Here is a 16,237-nt window from a genome sequence, read left to right as displayed (position 1 = left end):
ATTGTCCCGACTGGCGAGACTATATGTCGCGCCAATCCGGGTTTATCGCTGCCCCCAGTAGGCAATAAACTCCGCCGTCGACCCCGCCGCCAGATGCGCAAAGCACAGCGGCGCCGGCGTACCGGAGAAACCTCGTGTCAGCCCCCCTCCCCGTTCTGTTCATATCGCACGGCGCGCCCACCTTTGCCGTCGAACCCGGCCTGGCCGGCCCGCAACTCACCGCGCTCGGCCGCGCGCTGCCGCCGCCGGCGGCGGTGCTGGTGGTGTCGCCCCACTGGATGACGCGCGGCGGCGCCGGCGTGGGCACCGCCGAATATCCCGAGACCATCCATGATTTCGGCGGCTTCCCGCCCGCCCTGTACGCGCTGCAATACCCGGCCCCGGGCCATCCCGAACTGGCCCGGCGCGCCGCGGCGCTGCTGGCCGAAGCCGGCTTTGCGGCGCGGACCGACGCGCAGCGCGGCCTGGACCACGGCGCGTGGGTGCCGCTGCTGCACCTGTACCCGGACGCCGGCGTGCCGGCATTCCAGGTGTCGCTGCCGCAGCCGCTGGACCCCGCCGGCGCACTCGCGCTCGGCCGCGCGCTGGCGCCGCTGCGCGCGCAAGGCGTGCTGATCGTGGGTTCGGGCAGCCTGACGCACAACCTCCACGAATTCCGCGGCGATGGCGGCGATGCGCCCTACGTGGCCAGGTTCACCGGCTGGGTGCGCGAAGCCGTGCGCAAGGCCATGCAGGACGGCGACATGACGCCGCTGCTCGACTACCGCCGCCAGGCGCCGGACGCCGCCCGCGCCCATCCGACCGAAGAGCACTTCCTGCCGCTGCTGGTGGCCCTCGGCGCGGCCACGGCCGGCGATCCGGTCCAGGTCATCGACGGCGGCATCGTCTACGGCATGCTGTCGATGGAGTCGTATGTGTTTGGCTCGCTGCGAGCCGGGCGGAACTGAACGACAATATCGCCGCCGGCTTCCGGCCGCATCGCTCCGACACCCCTATCCACGCGCGCGCCGCCCGGCGGCGCCGCGCGGATTCCAGCATTCATTCCACAGGCATGTACAAGAAAGGCACCGCAATCGAACTGCAGTTTTCCCCCGCGCGCCTCAACGACGGCGCCGGCGATCCGTACTGGATCGACCTGACCACGGAGGAAGCGCGGCAACTGCTGGCCGTGCTGCAGGACAAGCTCGCCCACCACGGGCAAGGCACGGACGCGCCCGCGATATTCAGTCTCGACGAGCCCGGCGCGGCAACCGCGCCGCCATCCGCACCGTCCGGCGCCAGCGAAGCGCCGCCGCCCGCCGCGCCCGCTGACGAGTTCCGGCAATGGGTTTGCATCATCTGCGGCTGGGTCTACGACGAGGCGGCCGGCCTGCCCGAGGAAGGCATCCCGCCCGGCACGCGCTGGGAAGACATCCCCGACGACTGGCGCTGCCCGCTGTGCGACGTGGGCAAGGAAGACTTCGCGATGGTCGCGTTCTGACGCGCGGCCTGCCTTGCCGGCGGCGGTCCGCCGGATCGCCGCCCTGTCGCGTCTATGGTGATTGCGGCATTTGTGGTGCTTATGGTGCTTGTGGCGCTTGTAGTGCCTAGAGCGGATCGACCAGGCTGCGCACCACTTCCGCCAGCCGCGCGGCGCGGGCGCGCCCTTTCTGGTCCAGCCCCAGCGCGCTGCCGGCCGCCAGCGCTTCCAGCGCAAAGGCCGCGTCGGTCATGTCGCGCCACGAGGGGTGGTCCGCATGGATGGCGCCCAGCGCGCTGGCGCCCGCGGCCAGCCGCTTGCCGTCCGGCTGCGCCCCGGCCGCGAGGGCTTCCAGCACTTCGGCTGCGTCGAGCAGGCCTTTACGGTTCATTTGTCTTCTCCCTGGATGGTCCGGCTGGAGCGGGCATGCGCTTTTGACTGCATGTTAGAGGACAAAGCAGACATTTGCTGCCCGGTTTTCCCCGGGGGCCGGCCGCCGGCGCCCTTTTTTGAGCGCGAGCAAGCCGGTTTTTCCGCCCTTGTTCCGGCGATTGGCCCGGGCCGCGTGCCTTTACGATCTTGAGCGTGAAGAGTTAAGCACACGGCAGCGGCTTTCCCCCCGGTCAACCGCCACTGTGTCGAGCGCTCTTCCGGCAGGTCGCGGACAGGATCGATGCGCGCCTGCGTCATCCTCGACCCGACCGCATCAAGGGCGAGCGACCGCCAGCGGCCGGCACCGGATCACCTGCCTGGCGCCGGCACCCGTCGCAATACGGCGCCTGCCTTGCGGGGCGTCATCATCTGTTCGCCCGGGAAACACCCCGCGTGCCAGCCATTCCATCTGCGCGCGCCGGGGCCTCCTGAATATCCGGACCGCCAGGGCGGTGCGGCTGATTTTCCCTCCAACGCATTATCAGAGGCTGAAATATGGCAATTTCCTCGATAGGTGTCGGATCGAAACTTGATCTGGGCACTCTGCTAACCAATCTGGAAGAAGCGGAAAAGAAGAAGCTCGATCCGCTCGTCAACCAGCAAACCGTCCACACCAACAAGCTGTCCGCCTACGGGCTGCTGCAGGGCGCGCTGTCCTCGTTCCAGGCCGCCGCCGCCGCGCTCGGCAAGGCAAGCCTGTACAGCAGCACGACCACGTCGTCGAGCAACAAGGACGTGCTGACCGTGTCGGGCGACAAGACCGCCACGGCCGGTAACTACGCGGTCAACGTGTCGCAGCTGGCCACCTCGCAGACGCTGGTGTCCAAGGGCGTGGTCGACAGCAAGGGCATGCCGCTGGGCAGCGCCAAGATCAAGATCGAATTCGGCATCACCGAAGCCGGCGTTTTCACGCCCGGCAGCGCCAAGGCGGCCGAGATCAACATCAACGGCACCAACAACACGCTCGAAGGCATCCGCGACGCGGTCAACGCATCGAACTCGGGCGTCACCGCGAGCATCGTCAATGACGGCGGCAGCACGCCCTACCATATCGTGCTGACCTCCAACACCACCGGCGCCAAGTCCAGCATGCGCGTCTCGGTCGCGAGCAACGGCGTGGGCGACCCCAGCATGATCGCCGACCTGATGACCTACGACCCGGCCGGCACCAAGTCGATGACGGAGAACATCAAGGCGGTCGACGCCAAGCTGACCGTCAACGGGCTGGCCATCACGAGCGCGTCCAACACCGTGCAGGAAGCGGTGCCGGGCCTCACGCTGAACCTGCTCAAGACCGGCGACAGCACCGTCATCGCCTCCACCGACACCGGGTCGATGGCCTCGGCCGTGCAGAGTTTCGTCACCGCCTACAACACCCTGCAAAGCACCGCGGCCAAGCTGGCGAGCTTCGACAAGAACACCAAGAGCGCGGGCATCCTGCTCGGCGACGGCGCGCTGCGCTCGATCCAGAACCAGCTCGCCTCGGTGTTCAACAAGCCGCAGGACGCCGCCGGCGACAACAGCCTGGTCAACCTCACGCAGGTCGGCATCACGTTCAAGTCCGACGGCAGCATGGCGCTGGACACGGTCAAGCTGAACAAGGCCCTGACCGCCAACCGCACCGGCGTGGCGCAGCTGTTCAGCGGCACGGACGGCAAGTCCGGCTACGGCAACCAGCTGTCGGCGCTGGCCAAGTCGTTCAACGACCCCAAGGGCACGCTGACCACGGCCTCCGAGGGCGTGCAGGCCAACATGAAGAACCTGGAGAAGACGTACACGAAGGCCCAGGCCGCCATCGACGCCACCATGGCCCGCTACCGCACGCAGTTCCAGCAGCTCGACCTGATCGTGTCCAAGCTGAACTCGACCAGCACCTACCTCACGCAGCAGTTCGCCGCGATGAACAACAGCAGCAGCAACAGCAAGTAAGGCTGCAAGCAAGGCCGCAGGCAGGGTCTCATCGATCCCGCCAGACCGCGGCAAGTGCCGCTGCCGCCCCCGTCCGGAGGCGGCGGCAGCACTCCCCCGCCGCGCGCTTCGCGCCTCGCTGCCGCCCGCTGGCATAACCGGGCGATGCCGCTACACTATGGGCCTTCCCCGGGGCCTTCACGTCCCCCGCCACCCGCCAGCACAACGAGACACCGCCAGCCATGAGCGAGCCACAAAAGAGCGGCAGCACGCATTCCGCCTCCCAGCCCCAATCGCAGTCCCAGTCCCAGCCCGCGCGCGCGTCTTCCCTGCGCCACGCCGCCAGCATCCTGGTCGTGCGCGACGGCGCCGCCGGCATGGAAGTCCTGATGGTGCGCCGCGCCGAGCGCAACGACGACCGCAGCAGCGGCGCCTTCGTCTTTCCGGGCGGCACGCTGGACCCGCAGGACAAGGCGCTGCACGCATGGTGCGCGGGGCTCGACGACAGCGCGGCGAGCCAGCGCCTGGGCGTGCCCGACGGCGGCCTCGACTACTACCTGGCGGCGGTGCGCGAATGCTTCGAGGAAGCCGGCCTGCTGTTCGCGGCCGGCGCCGACGGCGCGCTCGCCCCGCTCGACGCGCTGCAGGCGCGCGATGCGCGGCAGCATGGCTGGCTGCGCCAGCCCGCGCGCGGCGGCGGCCCGGGCATGGCGCAGATCTGCGAGCGCCTGGGCGTGCGGCTGGCGGTGGACCGCCTGGCCTACCACAGCCACTGGCTCACGCCGCCGGGCCTGCCCAAGCGCTTCGACACGCGCTTCTTCGTGGCCCTCGCGCCGGCCGGGCAGACCGCCGTGCACGACGGCGAAGAGGCGATGGCCCATGTCTGGGTGCGCCCGGCCGACGCGCTCGATGCCGCCAGCGGCTACAAGATGGTGCCGGTGACGCGCCGCACGCTCGCCTCGATCGCCCGCTTCGAGAGCGCGCAGGCCTGTTTCGACCACGCCGCGCAGCTGCGCGGCATCGCGCGCATCATGCCGCGCCTGGCCCAGGGCGGCGGCGGCCTGCGGCCGGTGCTGCCGAGCGAGCCGGCCTATGCCGAGATCGAGCGGATCGACCCGCACGGCGAAGGCCATGCCCGCTACGAGCTCGCCACCGGGCAGGCCGTGCGCCTGTCGGCGCGCGTGTGGCGCGTGACCGCCGGCAACGGCAACGTGATGACCGGGCCGGGCACCAACACGTATTTCGTCGGCGACCCCGACGAAAACCAGTGGGCCGTGATCGATCCCGGCCCCGACGACGACGCCCATCTCGCCGCCGTGCTGGCCGCGGCGCCCGGCCCGGTGCGCTGGATCCTGGCCACCCACACCCATCTCGACCACTCGCCGGCCACGCCCCGGCTCAAGGCCGCCACCGGCGCGCCGGTGCTGGGCCGCCCGGCGCCGGCCACGCCGCGCCAGGACCAGACCTTCCAGCCGGACCGCATCCTCGAGCACGGCGAACGGCTGGCGCTGGGCAACGGCTGCACCCTGCGCGTGGTGCACACGCCGGGGCATGCCTCCAACCACCTGTGTTTCCTGCTCGAAGAAGAAAAGACGCTGTTTACCGGCGACCACGTGATGCAGGGCTCCACGGTCGTCATCAACCCGCCCGACGGCGACATGCACGCCTACCTGGCATCGCTGGCGGCGCTCCAGCACGAAGACCTGGAATGGCTGGCGCCGGGCCACGGCTTCCTGATGGCCAGGCCGGCCGATGCGATCCGCACGCTGATCCGCCACCGCCTGCAGCGCGAGGCCAAGGTGCTCAACGCGCTGCGCGAGCTTGGCGACAGCGTGATCGAAGTGCTGCTGCTGCGCGTGTACGACGACGTGCCAGAACGCATGCTGCCGGTGGCGCAGCGCTCGCTGCTGGCGCATCTGCACAAGCTCGCCGTGGACGGCGCCGTGGTGGACGATGGCGGGGTGTGGCGCATGGTGGCGCGCCCATGAGCAAAGGCCCCCGGTTTCGGGGGCCTTTCACGATGAGAAGAGACTGTCCGCGTGCCGTGCCGGCGCCGGCCTGCCTTATTTGGTGAGCGAAGCCATCAGCAGCTCGGCCGCGGCTTCCAGCCGTTCCGGCGCGCAGAACAGCCGCGCCACCACCAGCCCGTTCTGCAGCGCGCCGTAGATCACCTGCCCCAGCGCCTTCGGCGACACCGGGTAGACCTTGCCGTACTCCTTCTGGGCACGCTCGATCAGCCCCGTGAGCCAGTCTTCGTTCATGCGGTAGAACGCCTTGAGCTCGGCATGCACGGTCTCGGGCAGGCACAGGGTCTCGGTCGAGAGCATGCCGGCCAGGCAGATCTGGTCGCCGCAGGCCGCGGTGCGCAGAAAGCTCAGGTAGGCCTCCGCCTGCACGTGCGGCGGCAGGCTGGCGTCGATATTGCAGATCCGCTCGGTGATGCGCGCGCTGTATTCCTTGACCGCTTCCAGTACCAGATCGTCCTTGGACGGAAAGTAATAGTGGATGCTCGAGGTCTTCACCCCGACCAGCTCGGCAAGGTCACGATAGCTGAAGCCGTTGAAACCGCGGCGGCGGATCAGCACGAGCGTGTGTTCGAGCAGTTGTTCGCGGACGGATTTCGTTTTCATGGCGTGATCTTATCTATCTGCCGGTAGATACTCAAGGCAATTCCACGTGCGGTCGCAAAAAGTCAGGCTGCGCCGCTCACGAGGGCAGCACTTGCGCGACCACCGTGATCAATGAGCCGCTGACCAGGCAAAGCCCTACCCAGCCGGCCAGGATCAGGAAGCTGTCCCGTAGATTCATCATCGACTCCAATTCGGTGTTATCTGCCTGCCGCGTCGCTGGTCAGGCGCGGTGGCCGGCACTTGCCTGCCACCCGGTACTGCATGCCGCGCTGCCGCGCTCAGGCATTGGCGCCTTCGGTGAAGACGTCGAACTTGCCGGTGCGGGCGCCGTCGGTGAAGGCGTCGCGGTTGCCGCTGCGCGCCGGGGTTGCCGACACGCCGCTGCGGTCCAGGCCGGCGACCAGCGCGCCATCGGTGTACGGGTCGAACTTGCCGGTGCGCGCGCCATCGGTGTACGCATCACGGTTGCCGGTGCGGGCGCCGTCGGTGTAGCCATCGCGGTTGCTGATGCGCGCCGGCGTCGCCGACACGCCGCTGCGGTCAAGACCCGCGACCAGCGCGCCGTCCGTGAACGGGTCGGCCTTGCCGGTGCGGGCGCCATCGGTGTACGCATCACGGTTGCCGGTGCGGGCGCCGTCGGTATAGCCATCGCGGTTGCTGATGCGCGCGCCGTCGGTGTAGGCGTCGCGGGCATCGGTGCGGAACACATAGCCGTACTTGTCGCCGGCGAAGCTGCTGTCCTTGGGGCCCGAGGCTTGTGCCTGGCCAGCCACGAAGGCGGCGGCGAGGGTGGCGGCGGTGATGACGGTCTTGGCGATGAGCTTGGCGTTCATGATCTTCTCCATTTCACATTGAGGATCCGCGCTGGGGCGGAATCGAATCGGTAAGGCGCGCTGGAGTCCGGCGTTTTTCTTGCTGTTATCTACTAGTAGATAGATGGCTTGGGCAAAAAAAACGGGGAGTCCCCGGGTACTGCGCTGGATCCTCTTTCCTGCTTCAGCGTTCTGGCTGGGGCGGAGCAGCGGCTTCCATGACCCGAATATTATCTACTGGTAGATAGATAGTCAAGGAATTTTCCTAAGAATTTCCTGCTCGTCCTCCGTTGTGCCGCAAAGCGCACGCATTGGCCCACGGTTATCGCGAAACATGCGGCTTTCGCCACATCGCCTGCCGGCAAATGCGCCAGGAGTCGCGTTGCCGTCATGGACCGCGCTGCCGCAACAAGCACTTACAAGGTTTTCCTACGGACTCCCCGATTTCACTCCTAGGATTTATCTGTGCGAAACGCAGCATACGCCCGGGCGTCCCACGGCCTGCCGCCGGGGGAAATTCCGCAAGCGCCTTGTCACTACTACCGGAGCAAACGATGCGCAAAGTTCTCACCCTGACCTTACTTGTCGCCGCCGCTGCCGTGGCCTCGGGCGCAAGCTATGGCCAGCAAAAGAAGCCCGACCCCTATACCGACGGCGCCAAGTCCGGCGCGCGCGATCCCTATACCGATGGCGCCAAGTCGGGCAAGTTCGATCCCTATACGGACGGCGCCAAGAAGTCGACCCGCACGGACCTGAACGCGACCCAGACCAAGGCCGATCCCTACACCGACGGTGCCAAGTCCGGCACGCGCGACCCCTACACCGACGGCGCCAAGTCGGGTACGCGCGACCCCTATACGGACGGCGCCAAGTCGCAGTAAGCCGTAAGCCTTAAGCGCATGACGGCGGCCGCCCGGCCGCCACGTTCCACGGTTGCATTCTGGCCTGCCGCGCGCGCGGCGCCGCGGGCCAGGCCCGGCCGCCGACGGTTTTCCCTGGCGGCCGGGCTTCCTCTTTTCCGCTTCCGCCCTGCTTCCCCGCTGCTTCTCCGCTGCCGCCCTGCGCCGGCGGCGCGTTGCCGTGTCCGCGCTCTGCCGGCGCGGCGGCAACAGCGTGGCGCCGGCGCGGTCACTGCGCGACGCTGTCCCTCGCCCCTTCGCGCGCCCCTTCGCGCGCCATCTGCGCCGCCTCGGCCCGCAGGACCTGCTCGCCGCGCGCCAGCGCCTCGTCCATGCCGGCGGTCAGCGCCACCGGCACGCCGAACGCCTTGACCGCCAGCGCCGCCAGCGCCGACAGCCCGGCGCGCTTGGCCGCATCCGGCTCGACGTAGACCAGCAGCCGGCAGCGCCGCACCAGCGGCTCCCGGTTGTGCTTCAGCCACAAGGCGCGCAGGCGCCGGTCCTCGTGCCGCTCCGCGTCCGCCTGCGGGCCCATGACGATGACGAACGGATGCGCCTGCCGCACCAGCGTGGTCATCTCCTCGCACCACTGGCCGGCGTAGCCGGGCACCAGCGTCTCGGGCCGGCCGAGCACCAGCGGGAAGGCGGAAACGTCGTGGATGAAGAAATTCGCGGATTCGCGGAAAGCGGAAACCTGGTCTTGCATGTCTGTTCTCCTGCGGCGCGGGATCAATGCATCGGGATGCGCCTGGGAAAGCAGTATCGGGGCGAAGCGCGTAGACTCGATAACGTTACCCGGACTAAAAACAATGCAATCGAGCCATGCCAATCCGCCCGCCTGACCCCGCGGACGACGAAGCCGCGGTGGACGCCGCCACCCGCGACCTGCTGGATACCTTTGCCGACCGCTACGAGCAGCCCGGCGGCCCGGCCCTGATCGCCATGCGGGGCAGCGACCGGGACAGCAACGCATTCCGCCTGGGCACGCGCGAGCTGGGCTGGCACCGGCACCTGCGCGGCCAGTTGTTCTGCATCGACAACGGGCTGGTGCACGTGCGCACGCGCCACGGCTCCTGGCTGCTGCCCGCGCAGCGCGCCGGCTGGATGCCGCCCGGCGAGATGCACCGCATCAGCATCAGCGGCGTGCTGAGCGGCTGGAACGTGTGGGTCGCGCCGTCGGCGGCGCGCGACCTGCCGCCCCTGCCCTGCGTGTTCGGCATCAGCGACGTCATGCGCGCGCTGGTCGGCCGCGCCGCCTCCTGGCCAGCGCCGTTCGCGCTCGACGACGCGCAGCAGCGCATCGTCGCGGTCCTGCTCGACGAGATCGAGCAGGCGCCGCGCGAGCCGCTGCACCTGCCGCTGCCCGTGGACCGGCGCGCGCGCCGCATCAGCGACGCCATCCTGGCGCAGCCCGGCGATCACCGCGGCCTGGCCGAATGGGCCGCGTGGGCGGGCGTGTCGCCGCGCACGCTGTCGCGCCTGTTCCAGGGCGAGACCGGGCTGAGCTTCGCCCACTGGCGCCAGCAGGCGCGCCTGACCCACGCACTCGAGCGGCTGGCGCGCGGCGAGGCGGTGGCGCAGGTGGCCGAAGCGCTGGGCTACGCCACGCCGAGCAATTTCATCGCCATGTTCCGCCGCGCGTTCGGGGACTCGCCCGCGCACTATTTCGCCAGCCGCGGACTGGCGGAATAGCCCTTGCAGCAACCGCTCGCAAAGCCGGCCGTAGATTCTGACCTTGAGGCTATCTGACAAATCAAATAAGATCGGAACATCTGCATGCCAACGCGGGGAACCGGATGAAGCACTACACCAGGGACACCTTCAACCTCACGAAAAGCGTCGGCTTCTACCTCAACAAGGCGCGCAATCTCGTGCTGATGGAAATGGATGCCGCGCTTAAGGAGCTCGACATCACCGCCCAGCAGATGGGCATCCTGCTGTCGTTGTCGCGCGGCACCGCCACCACGCCGTTCGAGCTGAGCAAGCTGCTGGTCATCGATACCGGCCTGATGACGCGCATGCTGGACAAACTGGAGCAAAAGGGCCTGCTGGCCCGCTCGCGCAGCATCGAGGACCGCCGCGTGGTCAACCTCGAACTTACCGACAAGGGCCGCGTCGTGGCCGAGCGGATTCCCGAGATCGCCCCCGAGGTGCTGAACGCGCGCCTGAAGGATTTCAGCAAGGCGGAGTTCGAGGAACTGCTGCGGCTGCTGGACAAGTTCTCGGCCTGAGCGCGGCGGGCGCCGGCGAGCCAATATGCGCGGACATGCGCCGTGCCGGTCCGGCGACGGTTTTCACGACATCGAAGAGACAATCGACGAGGCCAGCCCATGACCCCCACCGCGAAGCACGGCAATTTCGCGCCGCTGGATCCGGCGGCAGCCGCCCCTTTCTACCGGCAGATCTACGAGCGCTTTCGCGGCGCCATCACCAGCGGATTGCTGAAACCGGGCGACCGGATACCCTCGGTGCGCGCGCTGACGCAAGAACTGGGACTGGCGCGGGGCACGATAGAAACGGCTTATTCCCTGCTGGCCGCCGAGGGGTACATCCAGGCTCGCGGCCAGGCGGGGACCATCGTGACGCCGGGCCTCAAGCTTCCGCCCGCCGGCGGCGCCATGCCGCCGCCGGGGACCGACGCGCCCGAACTCAGTTTCCGCCCGGACTCGGTGCTGCCGTTCCAGATGGGCTTGCCCGCGCTGGACATGTTTCCCCGCAAGATCTGGGCACGCCTGGGCGCGCAATGCGTGCGCGCCATGCAGCCGTCGGACATGGCGCACCCGTCCGTATACGGCCTGCCGGGCCTGCGCGCCGAGATCGCCGCGTACCTGCAGGTCTCGCGCGGGATCCACTGCGCCGCGTCGCAGGTGTTCGTGACCTCGGGATACCGGCACACCATACAGTTGATCTGCCAGGCGCTGTGGAAGGCCGGGGACCGCGTCTGGCTCGAAGACCCGGGCTACCCGCCCACGCGGGAACTGCTGGAGCACATGCACATCGCCACCGTGCCGGTGCCGGTGGACCGCGACGGCCTGGTCGTCGCCGCCGGCATCGAGGCGGCGCCGCGAGCACGCGCGGCGGTGGTCACGCCCGGGCACCAGAGCCCGCTGGGCGTGTCCCTGTCCTTGCCGCGGCGCCTGGCGCTGCTGGACTGGGCCACGCGAAACCGCGCATGGATCGTCGAAGACGACTACGACAGCGAATACCGCTACGTCAGCCGTCCCCTGCCCGCGCTGAAAAGCCTCGACCGTGACGAGCGCGTGCTCTACGCGGGCACGTTCAGCAAGGTGCTGTTCCCCGGCATCCGGCTCGCCTATCTCGTCGTGCCGCCGACGCAGGTCGAGCGGTTCGAGCGGATCAGTCAGGTCTTCGCCGGCGGAAGCCCCCAGCTGACGCAGGCGATCGTCACCGCCTTCATCAGGGAAGGCCATTTCGCGCGCCATATCCAGCGGATGCGCAAGCTCTATGCCGAGCGCCGGGACGCCGCCACGGCGGGCCTGGAAAGCGTGCTGGGAAAGCAGGCGCGCATCGATGCGCAACCGGGCGGCATGCACCTGATCCTGCGCCTGCGGGGCCAGCGCTCGGATCGCCGGCTGGCGGCGAGCATGCGGGAGCACGGCCTGTACGGCGAGGCGCTGTCGCGCTGGACGACGGCGGGCGATGGCGTCTCGGCCTTGCTGCTGGGCTTCACGAACATCGACTCCCGGGCCACGGCGGAACATCTCGGCAGGCGCATACTGAAGCTCATCTGACGCGGCGCGCGGGCTGGCGTCATGGCCCATGTCGCAAGGCGAATCATGGACCATCCGGGATAGGCCAAGATGCGCCATGATTAGGGCTCCGGATCAACACACAGAAGGATGCGTCATGAGCCATCGCCTCGACTATGCAAAGGTTTCCCCCGAGGGCTACAAGGCCTTCGGCGGGGTGTACATGTCCCTCCAGAAATGCGGCCTTCCGCAGGAACTGGTCAATCTCGTGTACCTGCGGGTTTCGCAGATCAACGGCTGCGCCTATTGCATCGACATGCATTCCCGCGACCTGCTCACGCAGGGCCTTTCCGTGGACAAGCTCGTGCTGGTGCCCGTGTGGCGCGAGGCCGGAAATCTGTTCAGCGCCCGCGAGCGCGCCGCGCTTGCCTGGGCGGAAACCGTGACGCGCGTGGCCGACACCGGCGTTCCCGATGCCGACTACGAAGCCGCCGCGGCCGAATTCAGCGACAAGGAACTGGTCGACCTGACGTATGCCATCGGCCTGATGAACGCCTTCAACCGCCTGGGCGTGACGTTCCGCGCCACCCCCGCCGCCGCCGGCAAAGCCTGAAGGATCACAAGCGCGCCAAGAACGAGTGCCCTGGGCACGGGAATGCCCGTTCGCCGGCACTCGCGTCTTTCAGGGTGCGGCCGGCTTGCGCTTTCCGCACGCACATTCCGGCGGTCATCTGACCACCGCTGCCGCCCGCGGCAGCTTTGCCGGGCCCCGGAGTGACGGGCTTGCGGCAGGAGCGGATGCGCCAGGCGGCCCCGCCGGCCTTTTCCGCCAGACACGTCCGCATGCCGTCTTTTATGTTGCATTAAAAATGCTTGTTTTATAGAATCGTCGGGAGACTGCCATGCGGCAGGATGCCGGCCGGCCAGAAAAAACGAACGGGAAGGAAGCCGCGCCATGACCACATCGATCGACACCATGCACCCCGACCCGACACCGCGCGCGGCATCCATGCAGCCGCTGCTCCAGACCCCGCCGTCGTCCCGCCCCGCGCCCGCCCGCCACGGCGGGCTGCCCGTGCTGGCGCTGGCATTCCGGCCCTTCTACCTGCTCGCGGCGGCGTTCGCCGTGCTGTCGGTCGGCGCGTGGGCCGCCATCTACCTGGGCTGGTGGCCGGCCGGCGCCGCGCAGCCGCCGATGGGCAGCATGCTCTGGCATGCGCATGAAATGGTGTTCGGCTTTGCCGCCGCGGTGGTGGTCGGCTTCCTCTTCACGGCGGGCAGGAACTGGACCGGGCTGCAGACGCCGCGCGGCGCGGCGCTGGCCGGGCTGGCCGCGCTCTGGCTGGCCGCGCGCGTGCTGATGTGGACCGGGCCGGCGCCGCTCGCGGTGGCGCTGGACCTGGCCTTCCTGCCGCTGTGCGCGGCCAGCTTCCTGCACGTGCTGGTGCGCGCCGGCAGCAAGCGCAACTATGGCCTGGCCGGCGCGCTGTTCCTGCTGTGGGCGCTCAACGTGGCGTTCCACGTGGCGCTGGCGCGCGGCGCCGTGCCGGCGGCGCTGCAAAGCGCGGAGGCGGGCATCGGGCTGGTGGTGGTGTTCATCACCGTGATCGGCGGGCGCGTCATCCCGATGTTCACGGCCAACAGCGTGCCCGGCGTGCGCATCCGCCGCTCGCCGCTGGCCGAGCGCACCGTGGTGCCGCTGACGCTGGCCGCGATGGCGGCGTGCGCGCTGGCGCCGCAAGGCATGATCACCGCCGCGCTCGCGCTGCTGGCGGCGCTGGCGCACGCCGTGCGCCTGGGCGGCTGGGGCTCGCGGCGGGCGCTGCGCCGCCCGCTGATCGGCATCCTGCACCTGGCCTATGTCTGCCTGCCGCTCGGCCTGGCGCTGCTGGCCGCCGCCGCGCTCGGCCACGCGGACCGCTCCTCGGCCCTGCATGCGCTGACCGTCGGCGCGATCGGCTGCGCCATCATCGGCATGATCACGCGCACCGCGCTGGGCCACACCGGGCGCCTGCTCGAAGCGCGCGCGGTGGAGACGGCGGCCTACGCGGCGGTCTTCGCCGCGGCCGTGTTGCGCGTGGCCGGGCCGCTGGTCCTGCCGCAGTACAAGGCGCTCTGGATCGCCGCCGCCGCGGTGGCGTGGATGGCCGCGTTCGCGCTGTACCTGTTCAAGTACGTGCCATTCCTGATGTGTCCGCGCGCCGACGGGCGCGAAGGCTAGCGCCGGGCCGCGCCTACGCCGTCCCGCCGTCGGGCGCCGCGCGCGCCTTGCGTGTCACGCTCCTGACCGGAATGCCGGCCACCGTGCCGCCATCCGGCGCCAGCGCGCGGCTCAATGCCGCCGGGCGCGCCACCAGGTCCTGCAGGCTATAGGCGTCCAGCACGTCGAAGTAAGCCCGCAGCGCGGCCGACAACACGCCGCGCAGGCCGCACACCCGCGTGATGACGCAATGGTTGTCGTCGCCCTGGAAGCACTCCACCAGGCTGAAATCCGACTCCATCGTGCGGATCACCTCCCCCACGTTGATCGCCGCCGCCGGCCGGCCCAGCTCGATCCCGCCCGCGCGCCCGCGCACCGTATGCAGAAAGCCGGCCTGGCCGAGCTTCTGCACGATCTTGATCAGGTGGTTCTTGGGAATGTCGAACGCATCGGCGATGCGCTGGATGGTGACGAGCTCGCCCGGGTGGACCGCGACGTAGATCAGGGTCCGCAGACTGTAGTCGGTGTAGTCGGTCAGTCTCATGCAAAGTGGTCCTCCGCCGTGCGGATCGTGGTGCGGAATGCGGGGCAGCCGGCATGCGCGCGGCGCGCGGGCGGCACGCGCAGTCTAACATGGCCCTTCGATACATCTTTTGCGATGCCGCAAATTTATGTTGCACGTAAAATGCATGTTTAATAGAATGGATTCCGAGGTGACGCGGACAAAGCGCAGATCGCTCGCCGCCGCCCCTGTTGCGGATTCATTCGCCCCATTTGTTGCATTTAGTGTATATCTTTGGAGGTTGCAGTGCTGTCTGAAAAATCGAGACCCCTGATCGATGCGAGCGTACCCGTGCTGCGCCAGCATGGCCTGGCCATCACCACCGCGTTCTATCGCAATATGTTCGCCGACAGGCCCGAACTGACCAACCTGTTCAACATGGGCAACCAGGCCAACGGCGCGCAGCAGCAATCGCTCGCCGCCGCCGTGTTCGCCTATGCCGCCAACTACGGCGACAACAGCGCGCTGGCCCCGGTGGTCAGCCGCATCGTCCACAAGCACGCCTCGGTCGGCATCAAGCCCGGCCACTACACCGTCGTCGCCCGCCACCTGCTCGGCGCCATCGGCGAAGTGCTGGGCGAAGCCGCCACGCCCGAGCTCGTCGCCGCCTGGGACGAAGCCTACTGGCTGCTCGCCGCCGAGCTGATCGCCGCCGAGACGCGCCTCTACGAACGCGCCGGCACCGGTCCCGACCACCGCCAGCCGGTGCGCATCGTCGCGCGCGAGGAACAGAGCGCCGACATCACCTCGTTTACGCTCGAAGCCGTCCCCGGCACCACCCTCGCCGACTTCCTGCCCGGCCAGTACATCTCCGTGGTGGTGGAACTCTCGCACGGCGTGTTCCAGCAGCGCCAGTACAGCCTTTCCGACGCGCCCAACGGCCGCACCTGGCGCATCTCCGTCAAGCGCGAGCGCGGCGACGACGCCGGCCTGCCCGCCGGCGCGGTCTCCAACTGGCTGCACGACAACGCCCGCGCCGGCGACGTCCTGATGGTCAGCCAGCCGTTCGGCGACTTCGCGCCCGCCATCGAGCCCGCCCACCCCATCGTGCTGCTCTCCGCCGGCGTCGGCGTCACGCCCATGATCTCCGCGCTCAACGCCGTCGCGCAGCGCAACCCCGCGCGCAAGGTCGTCTTCGGCCACGCCGCGCGCATGGCCTCGCACGTGGCCCACGTCAAGGACGTCAAGCACGCCGCGCGCCAGCTGCCCGGCCTGCGCACCCACTTCTTCCTCGAGTCCGGCGAGCCGGCCGAATTCCTGGCCCAGTCCGCCCTGCCCGGCCGCATGGACATCGACGTCATCTTCGCCGGCGACGACCTCGCCGACGCCGACTTCTACCTCTGCGGTCCGCTGCCCTTCATGCAGGCGCAGCGCGCCGCGCTGGCGGCGCGCGGGGTGAAGGCGGAGCGCGTGCATCGCGAGGTGTTCGGGCCGGATTTGCTGGATGGGTTGTTGTAGGAACGACAAGCCGGTCCCGGCTCGAGATTTCTCTGGTCAAATCTGACGAGATCGAGAAACTCACCGGAACGAGCCAACAGCGCAGTAGCTCATGCTGTCTCGCAGCGCTGGCCGATCAGTTACATTGCCTCTGATCGGCTGGCTACCACCGGCATCGGAGGCAGCGG

General features: G+C 68.9%; 16 protein-coding genes. 11 read left to right on the top strand and 5 right to left on the bottom strand.

The genetic code is table 11. The features are described 5' to 3' along the window. Positions 1-134 precede the first annotated feature (134 nt). Both ACWTPI_RS09515 and ACWTPI_RS09510 read left to right on the top strand, forming a co-directional pair. The gene (locus ACWTPI_RS09515; RefSeq protein WP_020206675.1) at positions 135-947 is read left to right on the top strand and encodes a dioxygenase family protein; all 813 of its coding nucleotides are present in this window, start codon (positions 135-137) and stop codon (positions 945-947) included. A 104-nt stretch (positions 948-1,051) separates the two neighbouring features. Beyond that, complete coding sequence (locus ACWTPI_RS09510) at positions 1,052-1,480, top strand: rubredoxin (RefSeq protein ID WP_020206674.1); 429 nt, start codon at positions 1,052-1,054, stop codon at positions 1,478-1,480. Positions 1,481-1,586: 106 nt separating this feature from the next. Here ACWTPI_RS09510 and ACWTPI_RS09505 read toward each other — a convergent pair whose 3' ends face one another. Then, positions 1,587-1,850: a hypothetical protein gene (locus tag ACWTPI_RS09505; protein WP_059412695.1), complete on the bottom strand. Its 264-nt coding sequence runs from the start codon at positions 1,848-1,850 to the stop codon at positions 1,587-1,589. 536 nt (positions 1,851-2,386) lie between these two features. Between ACWTPI_RS09505 and fliD the strand changes: the two genes are divergently transcribed. Both fliD and ACWTPI_RS09495 read left to right on the top strand, forming a co-directional pair. After that, positions 2,387-3,820 (top strand): flagellar filament capping protein FliD, encoded by a 1,434-nt coding sequence (gene fliD, locus ACWTPI_RS09500; RefSeq protein ID WP_454731547.1) that lies wholly within the window; start codon positions 2,387-2,389, stop codon positions 3,818-3,820. 221 nt (positions 3,821-4,041) lie between these two features. Then, positions 4,042-5,787, top strand: coding sequence for an MBL fold metallo-hydrolase (locus ACWTPI_RS09495; protein ID WP_020206671.1), 1,746 nt, complete (start codon positions 4,042-4,044; stop codon positions 5,785-5,787). Positions 5,788-5,862: 75 nt separating this feature from the next. Here the strand turns inward: ACWTPI_RS09495 and ACWTPI_RS09490 are convergent, their stop codons facing one another. Next, positions 5,863-6,429 (bottom strand): TetR/AcrR family transcriptional regulator, encoded by a 567-nt coding sequence (locus ACWTPI_RS09490; RefSeq protein WP_454731546.1) that lies wholly within the window; start codon positions 6,427-6,429, stop codon positions 5,863-5,865. Positions 6,430-6,707: 278 nt separating this feature from the next. Then, positions 6,708-7,262, bottom strand: a complete 555-nt coding sequence (locus tag ACWTPI_RS09485) for a hypothetical protein (RefSeq protein WP_059412838.1) — start codon at positions 7,260-7,262, stop codon at positions 6,708-6,710. Positions 7,263-7,795: 533 nt separating this feature from the next. Between ACWTPI_RS09485 and ACWTPI_RS09480 the strand changes: the two genes are divergently transcribed. Beyond that, on the top strand, positions 7,796-8,122 hold the full coding sequence (locus tag ACWTPI_RS09480; RefSeq protein ID WP_020206935.1) for a hypothetical protein: 327 nt from the start codon (positions 7,796-7,798) through the stop codon (positions 8,120-8,122). A 247-nt stretch (positions 8,123-8,369) separates the two neighbouring features. On the opposite strand, the gene ACWTPI_RS09475 is transcribed toward ACWTPI_RS09480, so the two are convergent. Beyond that, complete coding sequence (locus tag ACWTPI_RS09475) at positions 8,370-8,846, bottom strand: hypothetical protein (protein ID WP_454731545.1); 477 nt, start codon at positions 8,844-8,846, stop codon at positions 8,370-8,372. 116 nt (positions 8,847-8,962) lie between these two features. On the opposite strand from ACWTPI_RS09475, the gene ACWTPI_RS09470 reads away from it, so the two are divergent. From ACWTPI_RS09470 to ACWTPI_RS09450, 5 genes are all read left to right on the top strand, one after another. Beyond that, positions 8,963-9,832 (top strand): AraC family transcriptional regulator, encoded by an 870-nt coding sequence (locus ACWTPI_RS09470; protein ID WP_059412693.1) that lies wholly within the window; start codon positions 8,963-8,965, stop codon positions 9,830-9,832. Positions 9,833-9,936: 104 nt separating this feature from the next. Continuing rightward, a complete protein-coding gene (locus ACWTPI_RS09465) occupies positions 9,937-10,371 on the top strand; it encodes a MarR family winged helix-turn-helix transcriptional regulator (protein WP_020206932.1) in 435 nt (144 codons plus the stop codon). Between the two features lie 99 nt (positions 10,372-10,470). After that, on the top strand, positions 10,471-11,892 hold the full coding sequence (gene pdxR / locus ACWTPI_RS09460; protein WP_454731544.1) for a MocR-like pyridoxine biosynthesis transcription factor PdxR: 1,422 nt from the start codon (positions 10,471-10,473) through the stop codon (positions 11,890-11,892). Between the two features lie 115 nt (positions 11,893-12,007). Beyond that, the gene (locus ACWTPI_RS09455) at positions 12,008-12,463 is read left to right on the top strand and encodes a carboxymuconolactone decarboxylase family protein (protein WP_454731543.1); all 456 of its coding nucleotides are present in this window, start codon (positions 12,008-12,010) and stop codon (positions 12,461-12,463) included. Positions 12,464-12,805: 342 nt separating this feature from the next. Continuing rightward, positions 12,806-14,071, top strand: a complete 1,266-nt coding sequence (locus ACWTPI_RS09450; RefSeq protein ID WP_454731542.1) for an NnrS family protein — start codon at positions 12,806-12,808, stop codon at positions 14,069-14,071. Between the two features lie 13 nt (positions 14,072-14,084). Here ACWTPI_RS09450 and ACWTPI_RS09445 read toward each other — a convergent pair whose 3' ends face one another. After that, positions 14,085-14,594, bottom strand: coding sequence for an RrF2 family transcriptional regulator (locus ACWTPI_RS09445; RefSeq protein WP_454731541.1), 510 nt, complete (start codon positions 14,592-14,594; stop codon positions 14,085-14,087). A 264-nt stretch (positions 14,595-14,858) separates the two neighbouring features. Between ACWTPI_RS09445 and ACWTPI_RS09440 the strand changes: the two genes are divergently transcribed. Beyond that, positions 14,859-16,070, top strand: coding sequence for a globin domain-containing protein (locus ACWTPI_RS09440; RefSeq protein WP_454731540.1), 1,212 nt, complete (start codon positions 14,859-14,861; stop codon positions 16,068-16,070). Positions 16,071-16,237: the final 167 nt, after the last annotated feature.

It is taken from the genome of Cupriavidus ulmosensis, from assembly GCF_977008105.1.
The sequence above is the reverse complement of the archived record's forward strand: the minus strand, read 5'-3'. Positions and strand labels throughout refer to the sequence as shown.